Annotated in this window: 15 protein-coding genes, 1 tRNA gene and 1 pseudogene; 7 read left to right on the top strand and 10 right to left on the bottom strand. The window is 39.4% G+C overall.

Annotation, left to right across the window (positions count from 1 at the left end):
* Positions 1–116 precede the first annotated feature (116 nt).
* Both ACXZ1K_RS06630 and ACXZ1K_RS06635 read left to right on the top strand, forming a co-directional pair.
* The gene (locus ACXZ1K_RS06630; protein WP_458972599.1) at positions 117–647 is read left to right on the top strand and encodes an RNA polymerase sigma factor; all 531 of its coding nucleotides are present in this window, start codon (positions 117–119) and stop codon (positions 645–647) included.
* A 98-nt stretch (positions 648–745) separates the two neighbouring features.
* On the top strand, positions 746–979 hold the full coding sequence (locus ACXZ1K_RS06635) for a cytochrome b5 domain-containing protein (RefSeq protein WP_458972600.1): 234 nt from the start codon (positions 746–748) through the stop codon (positions 977–979).
* Here ACXZ1K_RS06635 and ACXZ1K_RS06640 read toward each other — a convergent pair whose 3' ends face one another.
* Positions 980–1,900, bottom strand: coding sequence for a PfkB family carbohydrate kinase (locus tag ACXZ1K_RS06640; protein WP_458972601.1), 921 nt, complete (start codon positions 1,898–1,900; stop codon positions 980–982).
* A gap of 131 nt (positions 1,901–2,031) precedes the next feature.
* Between ACXZ1K_RS06640 and ACXZ1K_RS06645 the strand changes: the two genes are divergently transcribed.
* The 3 genes from ACXZ1K_RS06645 to ACXZ1K_RS06655 all read left to right on the top strand — a co-directional run bounded on the left by ACXZ1K_RS06645 (position 2,032) and on the right by ACXZ1K_RS06655 (position 4,893).
* A tRNA-Asn gene (locus ACXZ1K_RS06645) sits at positions 2,032–2,108 on the top strand.
* A 149-nt stretch (positions 2,109–2,257) separates the two neighbouring features.
* Positions 2,258–3,553 carry an alpha-L-fucosidase gene (locus tag ACXZ1K_RS06650; protein ID WP_458972602.1) on the top strand — a complete coding sequence of 432 codons (1,296 nt, stop codon included), beginning with the start codon at positions 2,258–2,260 and terminating at the stop codon, positions 3,551–3,553.
* Positions 3,554–3,621: 68 nt separating this feature from the next.
* Positions 3,622–4,893 (top strand): Hsp70 family protein, encoded by a 1,272-nt coding sequence (locus tag ACXZ1K_RS06655; protein ID WP_458972603.1) that lies wholly within the window; start codon positions 3,622–3,624, stop codon positions 4,891–4,893.
* A gap of 35 nt (positions 4,894–4,928) precedes the next feature.
* On the opposite strand, the gene ACXZ1K_RS06660 is transcribed toward ACXZ1K_RS06655, so the two are convergent.
* The gene (locus ACXZ1K_RS06660) at positions 4,929–5,816 is read right to left on the bottom strand and encodes a sterol desaturase family protein (protein ID WP_458972604.1); all 888 of its coding nucleotides are present in this window, start codon (positions 5,814–5,816) and stop codon (positions 4,929–4,931) included.
* Between the two features lie 157 nt (positions 5,817–5,973).
* On the opposite strand from ACXZ1K_RS06660, the gene ACXZ1K_RS06665 reads away from it, so the two are divergent.
* Positions 5,974–8,013, top strand: coding sequence for a M13 family metallopeptidase (locus tag ACXZ1K_RS06665; RefSeq protein ID WP_458972605.1), 2,040 nt, complete (start codon positions 5,974–5,976; stop codon positions 8,011–8,013).
* A 51-nt stretch (positions 8,014–8,064) separates the two neighbouring features.
* Here the strand turns inward: ACXZ1K_RS06665 and ACXZ1K_RS06670 are convergent, their stop codons facing one another.
* The 4 genes and pseudogenes from ACXZ1K_RS06670 to recJ form a co-directional block, all read right to left on the bottom strand.
* Complete coding sequence (locus tag ACXZ1K_RS06670) at positions 8,065–8,493, bottom strand: CBS domain-containing protein (RefSeq protein ID WP_458972606.1); 429 nt, start codon at positions 8,491–8,493, stop codon at positions 8,065–8,067.
* A gap of 44 nt (positions 8,494–8,537) precedes the next feature.
* Positions 8,538–10,046: a GH3 auxin-responsive promoter family protein gene (locus tag ACXZ1K_RS06675; RefSeq protein ID WP_458972607.1), complete on the bottom strand. Its 1,509-nt coding sequence runs from the start codon at positions 10,044–10,046 to the stop codon at positions 8,538–8,540.
* Positions 10,047–10,061: 15 nt separating this feature from the next.
* Positions 10,062–10,794: pseudogene (gene lptB, locus ACXZ1K_RS06680) on the bottom strand (LPS export ABC transporter ATP-binding protein).
* An 8-nt stretch (positions 10,795–10,802) separates the two neighbouring features.
* The gene (gene recJ / locus ACXZ1K_RS06685; protein WP_458972608.1) at positions 10,803–12,512 is read right to left on the bottom strand and encodes a single-stranded-DNA-specific exonuclease RecJ; all 1,710 of its coding nucleotides are present in this window, start codon (positions 12,510–12,512) and stop codon (positions 10,803–10,805) included.
* An 87-nt stretch (positions 12,513–12,599) separates the two neighbouring features.
* On the opposite strand from recJ, the gene ACXZ1K_RS06690 reads away from it, so the two are divergent.
* Positions 12,600–13,364, top strand: coding sequence for an MBL fold metallo-hydrolase (locus ACXZ1K_RS06690; RefSeq protein ID WP_458972609.1), 765 nt, complete (start codon positions 12,600–12,602; stop codon positions 13,362–13,364).
* A 1-nt stretch (position 13,365) separates the two neighbouring features.
* On the opposite strand, the gene ACXZ1K_RS06695 is transcribed toward ACXZ1K_RS06690, so the two are convergent.
* From ACXZ1K_RS06695 to ACXZ1K_RS06710, 4 genes are all read right to left on the bottom strand, one after another.
* Positions 13,366–13,767: a response regulator gene (locus tag ACXZ1K_RS06695; RefSeq protein WP_458972610.1), complete on the bottom strand. Its 402-nt coding sequence runs from the start codon at positions 13,765–13,767 to the stop codon at positions 13,366–13,368.
* A 136-nt stretch (positions 13,768–13,903) separates the two neighbouring features.
* Positions 13,904–14,497, bottom strand: coding sequence for a YceI family protein (locus ACXZ1K_RS06700; RefSeq protein ID WP_458972611.1), 594 nt, complete (start codon positions 14,495–14,497; stop codon positions 13,904–13,906).
* A 103-nt stretch (positions 14,498–14,600) separates the two neighbouring features.
* Positions 14,601–17,483, bottom strand: a complete 2,883-nt coding sequence (gene gcvP / locus ACXZ1K_RS06705) for an aminomethyl-transferring glycine dehydrogenase (protein WP_458972612.1) — start codon at positions 17,481–17,483, stop codon at positions 14,601–14,603.
* A gap of 83 nt (positions 17,484–17,566) precedes the next feature.
* The gene (locus ACXZ1K_RS06710; RefSeq protein WP_458972613.1) at positions 17,567–18,286 is read right to left on the bottom strand and encodes a pyridoxine 5'-phosphate synthase; all 720 of its coding nucleotides are present in this window, start codon (positions 18,284–18,286) and stop codon (positions 17,567–17,569) included.
* Between the last annotated feature and the right edge of the window lie 69 nt (positions 18,287–18,355).

Here is an 18,355-nt window from a genome sequence, read left to right on the forward strand (position 1 = left end):
CAAATTCATTTTTTGGTATACCTATTGTATAGGTTAGCGTGTACAGCATTAAACAAAAAGCGTTTCGCCACTGATAAAGCTTCTTTGTTTTTTAAAACCACTAAAACTTAAACATCATGACAAAAAATGAATTCAACCTGCAACTCCATGATCATTCAGTGTCCTTGCAGTCATTCGCTTTAAATTTTACTAAAGACATAGAAGATGCAAATGATTTAGTGCAAGATACTATGTTAAAAGCTGTTACGTACTACAGCAAATTTAAAGAGGGAACAAATTTGAAGGGGTGGTTGTTTACGATAATGAAAAATACTTTCATTAATAACTACAGAAGATTAGTTAAAACCAATGCGCTGATTACTAAGACTGACGATATTTCTTCAGCGAACCTTCATTACAGTGCTTCTTCAAACACAAGTGAAAGTAAATTTGTGATAGGAGACATAAACAAAGCTCTTTCTACTTTAGCCCCTGAATATTACATTCCTTTCATTAAGTACTTTGAAGGCTTCAAGTACCATGAAATTGCAGAAGAGCTAAATATTCCAATTGGAACAGTAAAAACAAGAATACACGTTGCCAGACAAATCCTGAAGAAATATTTGAAAACTTATTCAAAAGATATTTTAGGAGCCGACATCGCTTAAACTAATTAAATTCCCTTCTCAAAGGCCTGTTTCAATCGAATCAGGCCTTTTGTGTTTTTTATTTGGTATAGCAATAATTGTATACTTTTGAAATAAGAATGGAACTCCCAATATATACAAAACAACAACTCGCGCTGCGAAACGGACAAGATAAACCTCAAATTTGGGTGGCCTATAGAGGTTTGATTTATGACGTTTCCGAAAGTAGGCTTTGGAAGAACGGCAAACATTACGAACATTGGGCGGGGCAAGACCTGAGTGATGAGTTGTCTGACGCCCCGCACACTGAAAGTGTATTTGAAAAATTTTCTGTTATCGGTAGGTTGATGTAATTAAGCTTCTATAGTGAACGAGCTCAAGTTTACAAACTCTTGAACACGTGCTGCTACTTCTTCTTCAGTAAGATTTAATATTTTTTCTGTACCAAATTTCTCTACGCAGAATGACGCAAGTGCAGAACCATAAATTATTGCGTTTTTCATATTGTTGAAGCTAATTGTTCCCACTTTGGCAAGATATCCTATGAAGCCGCCGGCAAAAGTATCTCCGGCGCCAGTTGGGTCAAATACATCAGCCAAGGGAAGTGCAGGAGCAGAAAATATCTTGTCTTCATGAAACAATAATGCGCCGTGTTCACCTTTTTTAATGATCAGATATTTAGGTCCCATTTCCAGAATTTTCCTGGCGGCCTTGACCAACGAGTATTCTCCGGAAAGCTGTCTTGCTTCCGCATCATTAATGGTTAGTACATCAACCAACTTAATTGTCTCCAGTAAATCAGACATCATAATGTCCATCCAAAAATTCATGGTATCCAATACGATAAGTTTTGGGCGATTTTTAAGCCGTTTGATTACAGTTTGCTGCACGATAGGGGTAAGGTTCCCCAGCATCAGATATTCGCAGTCTTGATAGCTTTCAGGGATAATGGGGTCAAAGTTTTCTAACACATTCAGCTCCGTAATTAAGGTATCTCTGCTGTTCATGTCGTTATGGTATTTTCCCGACCAGAAAAAAGATTTTTCTCCTGCTTTTACCTGAAGTCCCTCTGTGTCGATCCCGTGTTCTGCAAACTTATCAATATTCTTTTTTCCAAAATCATCTCCAATTACCGCTACAATTTTTACCTTATCGTAAAAGTAGGATGCGGATAAACTGGCGTAAGTTGCAGCACCGCCTACTATTTTATCTGTCTTTCCGAAAGGTGTTTCGATAGCATCAAAAGCTACAGTTCCTATGATTATCAGGCTCATATATATTTTTTAATTTTTTTTTGCTACAAATATTGCATAAATAATTTAAAAGCCCTAATATTGCATTCCCAAAACGAACGAGGGTTTGCTTCTTAAAGAAGATCCAAAGGCGGTTTTGGTAACCAGAGTACTCCTTCTTAGCTCAGCTGGTTAGAGCATCTGACTGTTAATCAGAGGGTCGCTGGTTCGAGCCCAGCAGAGGGAGCCAAAAAGGCAAGCACGGTAAAACGGTCGCTTGCCTTTTTTTATTTCTATGGCTTTTGCATATCTGCCAGTAACCTTTAAGAATTGGATAATTGCGTTGAATATCTTTGCGTTTATGTATGATATATTTGCTGGTAACCAATCTATAAACCAATGAAATCTACAGCCTTAATTTTTGCATTTTTTCTCTTTTTTTTAGTTTCTTCTGCTCAAGAGAACCATCGTTACAAACCATCCGCTTCAAATTTGAAGGCCCGACAACATTTTCAAGATATGAAATTGGGCATGTTTATTCATTGGGGGATATACAGTACGCTAGGTGATGGCGAGTGGGTAATGAACACCAGGAAGATTCCCTATAATAATTACAAGCGACTGGCTGATTTTTTCAATCCACAGGCATTTAATGCAAAGGAGTGGGTAACGATAGCAAAAAATGCCGGTATGAAATATATTACGATCACTAGCAGGCATCATGATGGATTTAGTATGTATAAAACTCAGGCTTCTCCCTATAATATCGTTGATGCTACACCCTATAAAATGGACCCATTGAAAGAATTGGCTGCCGAGTGTGAAAAGGAGGGAATAGAACTCCGCTTCTATTATTCCCTACTTGACTGGGGTCGCGAAGATTATGCGTATGGTAGCCCAATGAAAGATGGAGTTCCAGTAAATGGTGACTGGAAAGCCTATATCGACTTTATGAAAATGCAGTTAACCGAGTTAATTACGAATTATCCAAGTGTAAAAGGGATTTGGTTTGATGGAGAATGGGATAGGAAAGACAGCAACTGGCATTTCGATGAAATTTACGCATTAATTCATAATCTTAATCCCGAAATCATGATTGGCAATAATCACCATCTTGCTGTAAAGGAGGGTGAAGATTTCCAGTTATTTGAAAAGGATTTGCCAGGAGGCAATACTGCTGGCTTCAGCGCTGATGCAAAAATTGGTCAACTACCATTAGAAACCTGCGAAACGATGAATGGCAGCTGGGGTTTCAATATTAATGATAACAACTATAAATCTGTAAACCAGCTGGTAAATTACATTGTCAATGCGGCAGGAAGAAATGCCAATTTCCTGCTCAACATCGGTCCTATGCCCAATGGAAAGGTACAGCCAGAATTTGTTGATACTTTGGCAAAAGTAGGGGAGTGGATGAAGACCAATGGTGAAAGCATATATGGTACACGCGGTAATATCATACCGGCTCAGGATTGGGGAGTTATCACTGCACGCGACAATATATTCTATGTACACATTCTCAAGATTCCATCTTCCAACCAGGTATTCATCCCATTGGAAAATAAGAAGATCAAGAGCGCGTACAAGATGATAGATCATAAGAAAGTTCAATTTAAGCAAGATAAAAAGGGAATAACTCTTACGCTGGATGCTGGTGGAAACGCAATTGTAGATTACATTGTAAAACTGCAGTAACAGCAGAATGAGATAGGCAGAACTCACCGCTTTGTTGTGGGTTTTTTTATTAGTTTTGCATCCCTTTTATGAAAAACTACTTATACGGTATAGACTTTGGTACAACCAATTCTGCCCTGGCCATTTATGATGAAGATTCGAAAGAAATTCAAAGTACTATCATTATTCCTTCACTAATCTATTTTTATCATCAGCTAAAGGGTGTAGATGAACAAAGCTATGTAGTAGGGGAGGAAGCAATTTCAGCGTATCTCAATGATGGAATGAAGGGACGTTTCATTAAATCAATTAAGCAAATCCTGTCCAGAAGCAGTTTCACAGAAACCCGGATTCATAACCGAAAGTACAATGCATCAGACTTGGTTGCCATAATTCTAAGAGAACTAAAAAGCAAAGCTGATGAGCTAACTGGTCAAGATTGCCAGCGAGCAGTGATTGGCAGGCCAGTTTTTTTTGATGATGACAATGTTCAGAAAGATACTCTTGCACAAAACCGATTGAGCAAAGCGGCTGAAATTGCTGGCTTTAGAGAAGTAAGATTTCAGTTTGAACCTATTGGGGCAGCTTTTGCTTATGAGAAGACGCTTGAGAAAAAGGAAAACGTATTGGTTGCCGATCTTGGAGGTGGTACTACGGATTTTACATACCTAGTTCTGGATCCTGTAAAGGTTGGTGCAAAGGACAGGAAAAATGACATGATGGCTACTGGTGGTATTTACATTGGCGGAGATAGCTTTGATTCTGCATTCATGTGGGAAATTGGTACGCCGTACTTTGGTAAAAACACTACTTACGAAGCAACGCTAGGTAAAATTCTTACTGTGCCAAAGTCACTTTTTGTAAACATCTGTTCCTGGGAACAAATGAATTTTTTTAACGGGCAACGAATTAAAAAAGACATCGAAAATTATTACTACTTTTCTGGCAATGATGCCAAGTTTAGAAACTTGATCACACTGATAGATAATAATTTAGGTTACTCAATGTTCCAATCAATCGAAAAAACAAAAATTGAGTTGTCAAAATCTAATCATTCCGTATTCCGCTATAAAAAAATGGATATAAAAATTGAAGAAAATATCCAATTGTCGCATTACGAAGAGATCATCGAAAAGGATGTGGTCCGCATTGAAGATTACCTGGATAAGTTTATGATACAGCACAAAATAAGTGCGACAGACATAGATAGTCTTTTTTTAACAGGAGGTACCTCAATGGTTGGGCGTATTCAGAAATTATTCAAGACCAAATTTCCTCACATCAAGCTAAACTCCGGAGATAACTTTAAAAGCGTTGCCAAAGGTTTAGCCTACAGCGGATATTTGTTTAACGATCTATAATTTGCATGATATTTAGCAAAATCATTCCTGTAAAATCAAATGTAGGGAAGATTTCGCTGCATTTCCTTTGCAGTTTGGGTGCTGTTGTCATGGCTCCAGCCCGGAGGATAAAAAATGTATTTTAGCTTATTACGGTAGCTAGGCGTTTTTTTCATGTCTTGCCAGATTGCAATGAATTCATGAAAAATAATGTTCACCGGGCCATTGTCTTCAGGTTGTTTAGTTAAACCAAATTTGATGTCCTCATGGTCAATTTCCGGCTGAAAGGTCCCAAATAATCGGTCCCATAAGATCAGTACCATACCCATGTTTTTGTCAAGATACCTTAAATTACTTGCATGGTGAACACGGTGGTGCGAAGGGGTGACAAAAATATATTCAATGATTGGATGTAGTTTTTTTATGGCCTGAGTATGCACTATGTTACCATATATTTGAGTAATCAAATATGCGAACAGAATATCGAACGCATCAAATCCCATAAAGGCAAGCGGAAGGTAAAAGAAAACACGGTATAAAGGCTCAAATACAGTAGACCTAAAACCGGTTGTCAGATTAAAAAATGTTGAAGAATGGTGTGTGACGTGCATCGCCCAGAAGAAACGGACATAATGACCTGTGTAATGCAGTACCCAGTAGAGGAAATCTTGAGCGAGGATCAACACCAGCCAATATAATATTGTATTGTTAATCTGGAATATCCTGTAGTGCAAATACACATAGTGGAGTAAAAGGAAAGTTCCAGCTTTAGTGGTTAGGTTGACAATGAACGCAGAAACCATTAAATAAATATTGGTAAGCGTATCTTTTTTTTGATAATGGTGTCTGTCGTGGGTATAGCTAAAAAACATTTCAACAAACGTTATCAGTATGACCAAACTGAAGAGAATAATCACTGAAATACTTTTGTAAAATTCTATCATAGTTGTAATTAGGGTAAAGGTAATTTCGATCAAGAATCAGGCCTCAGTCGTCAATGAACCGTTATCCTTTTGTAAAATTCCTTTAACAAAAAAATATATGTATTTTTAATCTTCCAATTAATTTGGATACTAACAATGTTAACTCAAATAAAAACTGATGGATAGAATTAACAAAATGATCATGCCCGTTGTGGCGTTGGCGATACTTGGCACGTTTTCCTGTAAAAACGGAGATACATCTGGTGAGCTACATTCCGGCATTCTTATAAAGAACATGGATACTACGGTAAATCCGGGAGATAATTTCACTGCTTATGTAAACGGTACATGGGTTAAAAATACCAAACTTCCTTCTGACAAGGCTTCTTACGGCGCAGGAGCTATTGTGAATGATAAAGCGCAGGAAGACGTAAAAGCAATTATCGAAAATGCATCAAAAGGTAGTCCGAAGGACGGTTCTGAAGAACAGAAGATAGGTGATTTTTACGAATCGTTCATGAACAGCAAGGTACGTGACTCAATTGGATTGGCGCCTTTAACTAAAGAGTTTCAGAAGATTGATGCCATAAAGACGGCTAAGGATTTGGTTTCCTATATGGCCTATGCCAATAGGGTCGGGATTAAAATTCCTTTTAACGTTAGCGTTACAGAAGATTTTAAAGATCCAAAACGTTATATGTTGTTAACGTGGCAGGGGGGACTTGGACTGCCAGACCGGGAATACTACTTTTTAACAGATGCGAAATCTGCAGCCCTTCGTGCAAAGTATGTAATCCACATTGAAAAGATGCTTGGCATTGCGGGTATTTCTGATGCTAAAAGGAAAGCAGAACAGATCATGGCGCTGGAAACTCAGCTTGCTGGAAAGCAAATGAAAAAAGAAGATACCAGGAATATTGCGGCACTTTATAATAAATATGCTGTGAAAAGTTTAGTAAGCCTTACGCCTGATTTTGATTGGACTGTTTTTTTAAATGAGGCCGGCGTTAAAAACCCCGATAGCATTGTTGTTACTCAAGTAGCGTATACAAAAGCGCTGAACGGCATTTTTAAAAGTACACCAATAGATACATGGAAAGATTATCTTAAATGGGGAGCTGTAACGGGAGCTGCCACACTTTTAAATACAGCGCTGGACCAGGAAAACTTCGATTTCTATTCCAAGACTATGCTAGGCATAAAAGAGCAGAAACCACAATGGCGTAGAGCTGTTGCCATGGTAAATGCCAATCTTGGGGAGATGGTTGGGAAATTATATGTGGAGAAACATTTTCCTCCTGCAGCAAAGGAAAGGATGTTGAAGCTAGTCAATAATTTACTTAAAGCTTATGAGACAAGCATCAATGCATTGGATTGGATGAGCCCTGAAACTAAGAAGCAGGCTCTAGTTAAGATTAAGAAGTTTATGCCTAAGATCGGATATCCTGATACATGGAGAGACTATGGTAACCTGAAAGTAGTTAAAGGTGATTTATATGGTAATTCCCTACGCGCTACTGAATTTGAATACAAACGTACTATGGATAAGCTTGGGGAAGTGGTCGACAGGAAAGAATGGGGTATGACGCCACAAACAGTTAATGCTTATTATAATCCGACGCTAAATGAAATTGTCTTCCCAGCAGCAATCCTTCAGCCACCCTATTTCGATATGGGGGCAGATGATGCCGTAAACTACGGCGGTATAGGTGCAGTAATCGGCCATGAAATAGGACATGGGTTTGACGATCAGGGTAGTACCTTCGATGGCGACGGGGTATTGAGAAACTGGTGGACTCCTAAAGACCTTTCTGAGTTTAAAAAGCGCACCAATGCTTTGGTTGCACAATACAATAGCTTTAAAGTATTTCCTGATCTTAGCGTAAACGGCACATTTACTTTAGGTGAGAATATAGGTGATTTAGGTGGGTTGAGTATCGCGATGAAAGCCTACAAGGCTAGCTTGGAAGGTAAGCCAGCTCCTGTGATGGACGGGTTTACTGGTGAGCAGCGCGTGCTTATTGGTTGGGGACAAGCTTGGTTAAATAAAGCCAATGAAGAAGCATTAAGAAATCAAGTTGGGACTGATCCGCATTCTCCTGCTAAATTCAGGGTAAATGGCGTAGTGAGGAATATTCCTGAATTTTACGAAGCATTCAAAGTGAAATCTACCGATTCCCTTTATCTTGCACCAAAGGACCGGGTAAAGATCTGGTAGTCTATTTGGTAACTATAAATGGCCGGTTGAGAATTAAGCCGGCCATTTATTTTAACTGCTAATGTAACTTTCCAACTGAGATATGGTTTGCTTTTGATCAGCAATAATAAATTTTACAAGATCTCCTATAGAGACCATTCCAAGCAGCTTTTCATCTTTCATAACTGGCAAATGCCTTATATGTTTGTCTGTCATTAGTTGCATACATTTTTCAATGCTGTCTGTTGGCAGCACGGTAATGGGTTGTGCAGTCATGACTTCATAGATGCTCGTGTCTGCCGATGATTTTCCATGGAGGATAATCTTTCTGGCGTAATCACGTTCAGTAAAGATTCCTGTAAGCACTTCTTCTTTAGTAATGAGCAGGGCGCTAACATTTCGCTCCATCATCAATTGGAGCCCGGAAAGAACTGATGAATTTTCAGCTACTGAAAATATTTGCGACGGCTTCGCATCTAGTATTTGTTGTACTGTTTTCATAAGTAATTAATATTTAGCTATTTGAATGTAGCTAAAAAAAATCACTACAGCAACTCTAAAATTTCTTCTACATATTTCCGGTCATTTGCTAATCGCGGAACTTTATGTTGCCCACCAAGCTTACCTTTTTTCTTAAGCCAGTTGTAGAAGGTGTTCGCAGGCGCATTGTGTACTATTGGTCGTTTTAGTGCCATATCTTTAAAGCGTTTGGCGTCATAATCTGAGTTAACGTCTCTTAAAGTTTGATCCAGTATGTCAACAAATTTCTCAAAATCGTTTGGTTGCTGGTCAAATTCTATAATCCATTCGTGTCCGCCTACATCTTCTCCTTTAAAATAAATAGGGCAGGCCGTGTAGTCTTTAAAAACTGCCCCTGTCACATCACAAGCTTTGCAGATCGCCTGTTCCGCATTATCAATGATCACCTCTTCGCCAAAGGCGTTTATAAAGTGCTTTGTTCGACCAGTAATACGGATTCGATACGGAGCAATATTTGTAAATTGTACAGTGTCTCCAATCATATAGCGCCATAGCCCTCCATTGGTAGAAATGATGATGGCATAGTTTTTATTTAACTCGACTTGGTCAAGGGAAAGCGTATCGGCATATTCATCTTCCAGATTTTCAATAGGAAGGAATTCATAATAAATGCCATAGTCTAGCATAAGCAGCATTTCGTCAGAATTCACTTCATCTTGTATGCCAAAAAAACCTTCAGAGGCATTATAAGTTTCCAGGTAATACATATCATTGCATGGAATCAGCTCTTTAAATTGTTCCCTATACGGTTTAAAGTTTACAGCACCATGTGTATAAAGCTCCAAGTTGGGCCAAACCTCCAATAAATTCTTTTTTCCAGTGATTTCAAGCACCTTTTTTGCCAGCACAATAGTCCAGGTAGGGACTCCCGCGATATTTGTTACGTTTTCTTTAATGGTGGCCTCAGCCATTTTTTCCATTTTAATCTCGTAGTTGTCCATCAGGGCGATTGACATATTGGGTGTACGATAATATTCTGCCCAAATGGGTAGATTTTTTATCAATACGGCTGATAAGTCACCATAGAAGGAATCTTCATTGAGTTGGTTGATCTGGTGACTTCCACCTAGGACCAGTCCTTTACCTGTTAGTATTTGGTTCTCGGGGCGGTTGTTACAGAATATAGACAGCAGATCTTTTCCACCTTTGTAGTGGCATTCCTGCAAAGACTCTTCGGAAACAGGAATAAATTTGCTCCTATCACTAGTTGTTCCTGACGATTTGGCAAACCATTTTATTTCTGAAGGCCAGAGGATGTTTTGCTCGCCGTTCAGCATTCTTTCTATGTATGGTTTAAGAGAATCATAGTTTTGGATGGGAACCCTTTGTTTAAATTGTTTTGGGTTTTCAATACTATGGTAATGGTATTTTTCTCCCCATTCGGTATCCTGAGCACTGCTAATCAGTTTATGAAACCACTCTTCCTGCACATCATGGGGATATTTCATGAAAAGCTCGATCTGATGAACACGCTTTTTCATATACCATGTAAAAATAGAATTTACAATTGCCATAAGTGTTTAATCTGGTTATAAACTTTTACTGCGCAATACAAAGTTGGAGCCAAGATATACCCTTCTCACCATTTCATTAGCTGCAAGTACTTCAGGAGTGCCTGACTCCAGGATCTTGCCTTCAAATAGGAGATATGCTCTATCAGTAATTGACAGTGTTTCCTGTACGTTGTGATCGGTAATCAAAATACCTATGTTCTTTTGTTTAAGCTTATAAACGATGGTTTGAATCTCTTCTACCGCAATTGGATCCACACCAGCAAATGGCTCATCCAGCAAGATGAAATTGGGGCTTGCAGCAAGCGCCCTGGCAATTTCTGTCCTTCTTCGTTCCCCCCGAAAGCAGATCTCCACGATTCTTTCTGACTTTATGAAGGCTGAACTCGTTGATCAATTCCTCAAGTTTTTCATGACGTTCCTCTTTAGTCATCTTAGTCATTTCCAGAATGGCCATAATGTTGTCTTCAACAGAAAGCTTCCTGAATACTGATGCTTCCTGGGCGAGGTAGCCAATACCTTTTTGTGCACGTTTATACATGGCATCAGCGGTAATGTCTACATCATCAAGATAGATGGTGCCTTCGTTGGGCTTAATCAGCCCTACAATCATATAAAAGGAAGTAGTTTTGCCTGCTCCATTTGGTCCAAGCAGTCCTACGATTTCGCCCTGACTAACAGAAAAGGAAACGTCGTTTACTACCGTTCGCTGCTTGTATTTCTTAATCAGATGCTCTGCTCTTAATATCATTTGGTGTATTAATTATCAATTTTAATTGCTTTTACATTTAATTGAATTGTCTTCTGGTCCCGCCATACGTTTTCCTCAATTGTATAACAAACAGAGAAGGGCCGATTTAGTTGTAAAAGCTTTTCGTATTCCGAAAGTCCAAATCCAATACATTCAAAATTTGCTGAATTTAGTTGTTTTATACTAAACTTTAAGTGTTTTTCGCCAACTACCTGCGGATAACGCAAGAGGTAAACGTTATGGGTAACAAATGTTGGAGTAGTATTGTGTGGGCCAAAGGGCGCCATTTGTGCAATGATACGCTGAAACTTGCCAGTTATTTGCGCGAGTTCTATTTCCGTGTCTATGGTAACCTCTGGACAAAGCAGCTCATCTGTAATCGTAGCGGCAACCACTTTCTCGAAACGTTCCGAGAATAGGTCTATATTTTCTTTTTTCAAAGTTAATCCTGCCGCGAACTTGTGCCCACCGAACTGTTCCATTAAATCTTCACATCCCAGTAGAGCTTCATACAGATCGAAGCCAGCTACTGATCTTGCAGAGCCTGTTAATAGGCCATTCGATTCTGTCAGCACGATTGTAGGCCGGTAATATTTTTCTGTTAGTCTTGAAGCAACAATGCCTATTACTCCTTTATTCCAACTGCTGTTGTACACAACCGTTGTTTTCTTCCCCATTAAAATTGCAGAATCATCTATTAAAGCAAGGGCCTCAGCAGTAATGCTCTTATCAGAAAGCCTACGATCAGAATTTTGAAGATTAATAAACTCACTTTGTTCAATCGCTAAATGGTCTTCATCACAGATCAGCATTTTCACCGCCTGATTACCATGGTCCATGCGACCTGCAGCGTTAATTTTAGGTGCGAGATTAAACACAACGTCTGTTAGTGTATATATTTTTGCTTTTCCCGAACTATCCATCAGGGCCTTTAAGCCGGTACAAGGATTAGCGTTGAGCCTGATCAAACCATGGTAGGCTAATATTCTATTTTCGCCTTCAACTGGTACAATATCAGCTGCTATGCTAACCATAACCAGATCAATATATTGCAAGTAGCTACTATCTGGCAGGTTATGTTTTATCCCATAGGCTTGTGCTAATTTAAAGCCTATTCCACAGCCCGCAAGTTCTTTAAACGGATAGCTGCAATCTTTACGCTTGGGGTCTAGGATGGCTATTGCCTCCGGTAGGCTCTCGCCGGGTAAATGGTGGTCACAGATGATGAAATCTACGCCTAAAGTTTGCGCGTAAGCTATCATTTCCAGTGATTTGACTCCGCAATCCAAGGCAATAACCAGTTTGAAATTATTGTGACTGGCGTAGTCAATCCCTGCACGGGAAATTCCGTAACCCTCTTTATGTCTGTCGGGAATGTAGTATTCAATCTTTCTCGTAATCTTGCTGAAAAAGCTATAGGCCAGCGCAACTGCAGTAGTGCCATCCACATCGTAATCACCATAGATCAAGATGTTTTCTTCCTTTTCTATCGCCAAGTCTATTCGTTGAATTGCTTTGTCCATGTCCTTCATCAGGTACGGGTCATGGAGTAAATCAAGTCTTGGACGGAAAAAATCTTTTGCTTGCTCAAACGAAGTAATATTTCTTTGAACCAGAATTTCAGCCAATGTAATGTCTATGTTGAGTTGCTGTGCTAACAAAATTGCCGACTCCTCATCGCCTTTCGGTGTCTCCACCCATCTTTTCTTCGTCGTCATTTGGTTGTTTGTTCAGGCAGGTTCTATATCTTTGCGTTGATATGGTAAATATATCATTTATTCTTTTTTTTCACTAAGATTACGCCATTGCAAGTTTTCACTTTATACGAGGGTTCCTACTCGGTAGATGCTTCTAAAAAGTTTGTTCCCTTTGATCCTGCTGTTGACAAACCACAGGATCGTCCAGCGTCATTATTTATATATGTACAACCATTCTTGGTGCAAACTAATACTAGCCTTTTGCTCTTTGATACGGGTTTAGGGTATAACAACACTGATGGTAAGTTTATTCTTCATGAAAACATCAGGAAGGCAGGATTTGATCCTGATGACATCGATTTAGTACTAATGTCTCATTTACATTTTGACCACTCTGGGGGCATGGTCCAATACATAAATGGAAAGATGGAACTTAGTTTTCCTCATGCTACTTATGTCATACAGCAAGGCGAATGGGAAAGTGCCTTTACAAGCAGCTCATCTTCGTATAGAACAGAGATATTTGATTTTCTACAACGCAATGCACAACTTCATTTTATAGAAGGTTCTGGGGAGTTAACCGCGGAGATTGGTTATGAGCTTACTGGTGCACATACTCCGTTTCATCAAGTCTTTTTAATTGATGACGGAACAGACAAAGTATTTTTTGGTGGTGATGTTTTGCCTGAACCTGAAGAATTAATCAAAAAATTTATTGCGAAGTACGACTTTGACGGTAGAAAAGCAATGGAACTTAGAGAAGAGTTTGGAATCAAAGCTGCGGCTGAAAATTGGAACTGCCTATTTTACCATGGTAAGTCAAAATCAAGTGGTTATGTCGAGTTAACTAATGGTAACTTTAAAATACTATAAATTAAGGGGTGATTAGCCTTAGCAGTTCGGTTAGTCTTTCAATTGATAGTGGTTTTGATATAAATCCTTTAATGGACTTATAAGTTTTTGCTTTTTCAATATCATTTTCATAAACGGACGAGGAGAGCATATACATGTCTGATTTTATTTCCGGACTTAATTTCTCATATGCTTCCAGAAATTCCCATCCATTTAGAACCGGCATATTAATATCTATAAGCATTAAATGCGGAAATCTAGTTTTGTCTTCGGATACTTGAGCCAAATAATCAATGGCCAGTTGTCCATTATTCTTAGAGGTCATCTCAACGTTATAACCGGTTTTTGCTACGATCTTTTTGATAATGAAGATGTTGATTTCATCATCATCAATAACAAGGAGGTTGATTTTATAATCTGACATAACGTATTAACAAATGGGATATTGTGTACAACTAAGATAGAAAAATATTATACAAATGTTTAAACTGTTAGTTTATTTTTATCGCAAAAAAAAGGCCATTGCAATAGCAATAGCCTTTTTGATATCTTATCTTGAATTATTTCTTAGCTATCAACTTAACAGCCAGCTCAAACTCATCGTAAATCATTTTGTCTCCAACATCAGGGAACATACCTTTTGATCTGAATTTAATGCCGTATTTGGTCCTGTCTACGATAATTTTATCTGCCGCAGCGGTAACAGTGCCATCCGAATTCCATGTTACTGTTGCCGGAAACGTGACTGGATTCGTAATTCCTTTGATTGTTAAATCACCAGTAATGGTAACATTATTACCTGATCCAGCTACCACTTTTTTAACTATCAAAGTAGAAGTGGCAAATTTATCAACACCGAAGAAATCATCAGCTTTCAAGTGACCTTCAAGCTTGTCGCTTTTATCAGCATCCTTAATTGTAGGCATGTTGATTACAAAGTTTCCGCCAGTTAGCTTCTTGCCATCGAACAATAAATTTCCAGATTGTAAAGCGATAGTTCCGTTATGGCTTCCTGTCAATTTTTTACCAAGCCAGGTTAAACTTGATTTTTCTGCATCTACTTTATATGTAGTTGGTTTAAATGGCGCTATGAACGCAGAACTTACTGCTACCACTAGAAGTAGTAAAGCAACGGATGTGATTTTTAATTTCATTATTTGTTTTCTTATGAATAGTGTTTTTTTAAAACCTTTTGATGCATCTTAGAACGCAAATGTACCAAAAGGTTTAATGCTCGTTATTGATCTATGTTAAGATTTAAGCAAAGCTTTCGCTCTCTTGGTAACTCTCTATAGGCGGGCAGGCACATATTAATGATCTATCTCCGTAAGAGTCATTAACCCGGCCAACTGATGGCCAAAATTTGTAAGCTGCCACATATGGGAGCGGAAATGCTGCTGTTTGTCTGCTGTAGCCGTGTGACCACTCATCTCCAGTTACTACAGCAGAAGTATGAGGTGCGTTTTTCAAAGGGTTGTCTATCTTATCTAATGTTCCATTCTCAACAGCAATAATTTCATTTCTAATGGCTATTAACGCATCACAGAAACGGTCTAGTTCATGTTTAGGTTCACTTTCTGTTGGTTCAACCATCAATGTGCCTGCTACCGGGAACGATACCGTTGGTGCGTGAAAACCATAATCCATCAGTCGCTTTGCGATGTCAACTACCTCTATTCCGTGATTTTTAAATGCCCGGCAGTCCAATATCATCTCATGTGCGCAACGTCCATTGGCACCCGAGTACAATACGGGATAGTGAGCCTCAAGCCTGGCTTTCATGTAGTTTGCATTTAAAATGGCATATCTGGTAGCATTGGTTAATCCTTCTGCCCCCATCATTGCTATATAAGCATGCGAAATGATTAAGATTGATGCTGATCCCCATGGAGCTGAAGATACAGCATGGATCGATTTTTCATTATTTATGTCTACAACCGCATGACCTGGAAGATATTTAACCAGATGTTTTGCAACGCCAATTGGACCCATGCCCGGTCCGCCGCCTCCGTGAGGAATGCAAAAAGTTTTATGGAGATTAAGGTGACAGACGTCAGCACCAATGTTTGCCGGACTGGTCAGACCAACTTGCGCATTCATATTAGCGCCATCCATGTAAACTTGTCCGCCGTTCTCGTGTATGGTATTGCAAATATCAATGATGCTTTCTTCAAAGACTCCATGAGTAGACGGATAAGTTACCATGAGGCATGATAAGTTAGCTGAATATTCCAGCGCTTTGGCTTTCAAATCTTCAACATCGATGTTTCCGTTTTCAAGAGATTTAACTACAACGATTTTCATTCCCGCCATTGCTGCAGAAGCAGGATTAGTACCATGCGCAGAAGAAGGAATTAATGCAATGTTACGGTGATGATCACCACGATCCTGATGGTAAGCCCTAATTACCATCAATCCCGCATATTCACCCTGAGCACCTGCATTTGGCTGGAGGCTCATTGCCGCAAAACCAGTAATTTCGCTAAGCCACTTGTCGAGTTCATTGAAAACTGTATAATAACCCATTACCTGATCTGCAGGCGCAAAAGGGTGAACTTTACCAAATTCTGGCCATGTGACAGGAATCATTTCTGTTGTAGCGTTGAGCTTCATGGTACAGGAGCCAAGCGCAATCATAGAGTGACAAAGGGATAGGTCCTTTGCCTCCAAAGATTTAACATAGCGGAGCATTTCATGCTCCGAGTGGTGTGCGTTAAATATCGGGTGTGTCAGATAGGCTGAGCTGCGTTGGAGTGGAGCAGGAATAACAGATTCGACTGGTCCTTCCGAAATTTCTACTGCATCAGCAGCGACAGCCTTTACTTTCGCAAATATTTTGACTAGTAATTTAACATCCTCAAAAGAAGTTGTTTCATCAAGTGAAATGGTTACGATAGGTCCGTTATAATGCAGGTTAATCTCATTGTCAATGCATTCTCTGTGAATAGAATCTGCAAGGTTATGCAAATCCAGTTGAACCGTATCAAAGTATACTTGGCTCAATACGTTATAACCAATTTTCTTCAAAGATTCTGCCAACGTAATGGTCAGGCCATGGGTGCGTTCTGCAATTAGCTTTAAGCCTTTAGGTCCATGGTAAACTGCATAAAAACCAGCCATAATTGCCAATAAGGCCTGGGCTGTACATATATTGGATGTCGCCTTGTCCCTGCGGATGTGTTGCTCCCGGGTTTGAAGGGCCATGCGAAGCGCGTAATTATTATTACTGTCTATAGTAACCCCAATTATCCGTCCAGGTATTGCGCGTTTATATTCATCTTTAGTTGCAAAGAATGCAGCGTGCGGACCACCAAATCCCATTGGAACGCCGAAGCGCTGACTGGTACCAACAACGATGTCTGCACCCCACTCTCCAGGAGGGGTTAATAATGTAAGGCTCAACAGATCGGCAATGACTGTGATTTTAACATTCTTTTCGTGAGCTTGTTCTGCAAATGCGGTATAATCATATACCTCACCATTACCAGCCGGATATTGAACTATCGCCCCAAAAAATTCGTCATGCAGATCGAAAGTCAAATGATCGCCAATAACCAACTCAATACCAAAAGGATTTGCGCGTGTTTTAAGAATGTCTATAGTTTGGGGGAAGATCAGTCCTGAAACAAAGAATTTTTTCGCAGATTGATTTTTACGCAAACTGTATTGCATAAACATGGCTTCAGCAGCCGCAGTACCTTCGTCAAGTAAGGATGCATTCGCAATCTCCATTCCTGTTAGATCAATAACCGCTGTTTGGAAATTAAGGAGCGCTTGTAAACGACCTTGTGCAATCTCTGCCTGGTAAGGAGTATATTGTGTATACCAACCCGGATTTTCCATCACGTTTCGCAAAATCACCCCGGGCGTTATTGTATCATAATAACCTTGTCCGATATAAGACTTAAACACTTTGTTAAGTGAAGCAGTCTGCTTTAACGCGCTTAGGTAATCCTTCTCAGATTTCGCAGCGGGCAGATTTAATATTTGCTTCAATCTGATCTTTTCAGGAACAGTTTGCGCTATCAATTCGTCAACAGAACCTACCCTAAGGGTAGCAAGCATCGCATCGGTATCATCCGAATTTGGCGCAATGTGACGGTCTTTAAAGTCTTCTTGGTAATGAATGTTTAAGCTCATGAATTCTTTGAATAAAAAGTTGCGCAAAGTTAATAAAAATACGCCTATTTCAGGTCAAGATAAACGAGCAATTGGGTAACGATTTAGTGCTTCAGTTGGGCAAGATACATTTGTATCGTATTTTCCATTCCTAAATAAATTGCATCACTAATTAAGGCATGACCTATGCTAACTTCCAGAAGTCCGGGAATACTTTCCGAAAAGTATCTTAAGTTGTGTAGGTCGAGATCATGTCCTGCATTGATGCCTAATCCGACTTCGTGTGCCTTGTGTGCAGCAGCTACATAGGGTACAATAGCTTTTTCCCTGTTATCATAATAATTATGAGCATAGGCTTCTGTATATAATTCAATCCTGTCAGCCCCGGTATCCGCAGCAGCTGCGATCATTTCAACAACAGGATCTACAAACACGGACACCCTTATACCTTCAGCTTTGAAAAGCGAAACCATTTCTTTTAAATAGGAATGGTGTTTAATTGTATCCCAGCCATGGTTTGAGGTGATTTGTCCATCGGCGTCTGGTACAAGCGTCACCTGCACAGGCTTGTTCGCTAAAACCAAGTCAACAAATTTTTCTTCTCTGCAATTTCCTTCAATATTGAATTCAGTTTTAATCTTTCTCTTGAGATCGTAAACATCCTGGTAGCGAATGTGTCTTTCGTCGGGACGTGGGTGGACGGTAATTCCTTCTGCTCCAAATCGCTCACAATCTAATGCTACTTTTACCAAATCGGGGTTGTTCCCACCGCGACTGTTGCGCAGGGTTGCAATTTTATTAATGTTTACAGAAAGCTTTGCCATAGCACAAAGTTAAGGTATTTATAAACTGAGGAACAAAAAAAAGGGATGTTACATTTAAGTAACACCCCA

The organism is Pedobacter jaeyakensis, assembly GCF_054461315.1.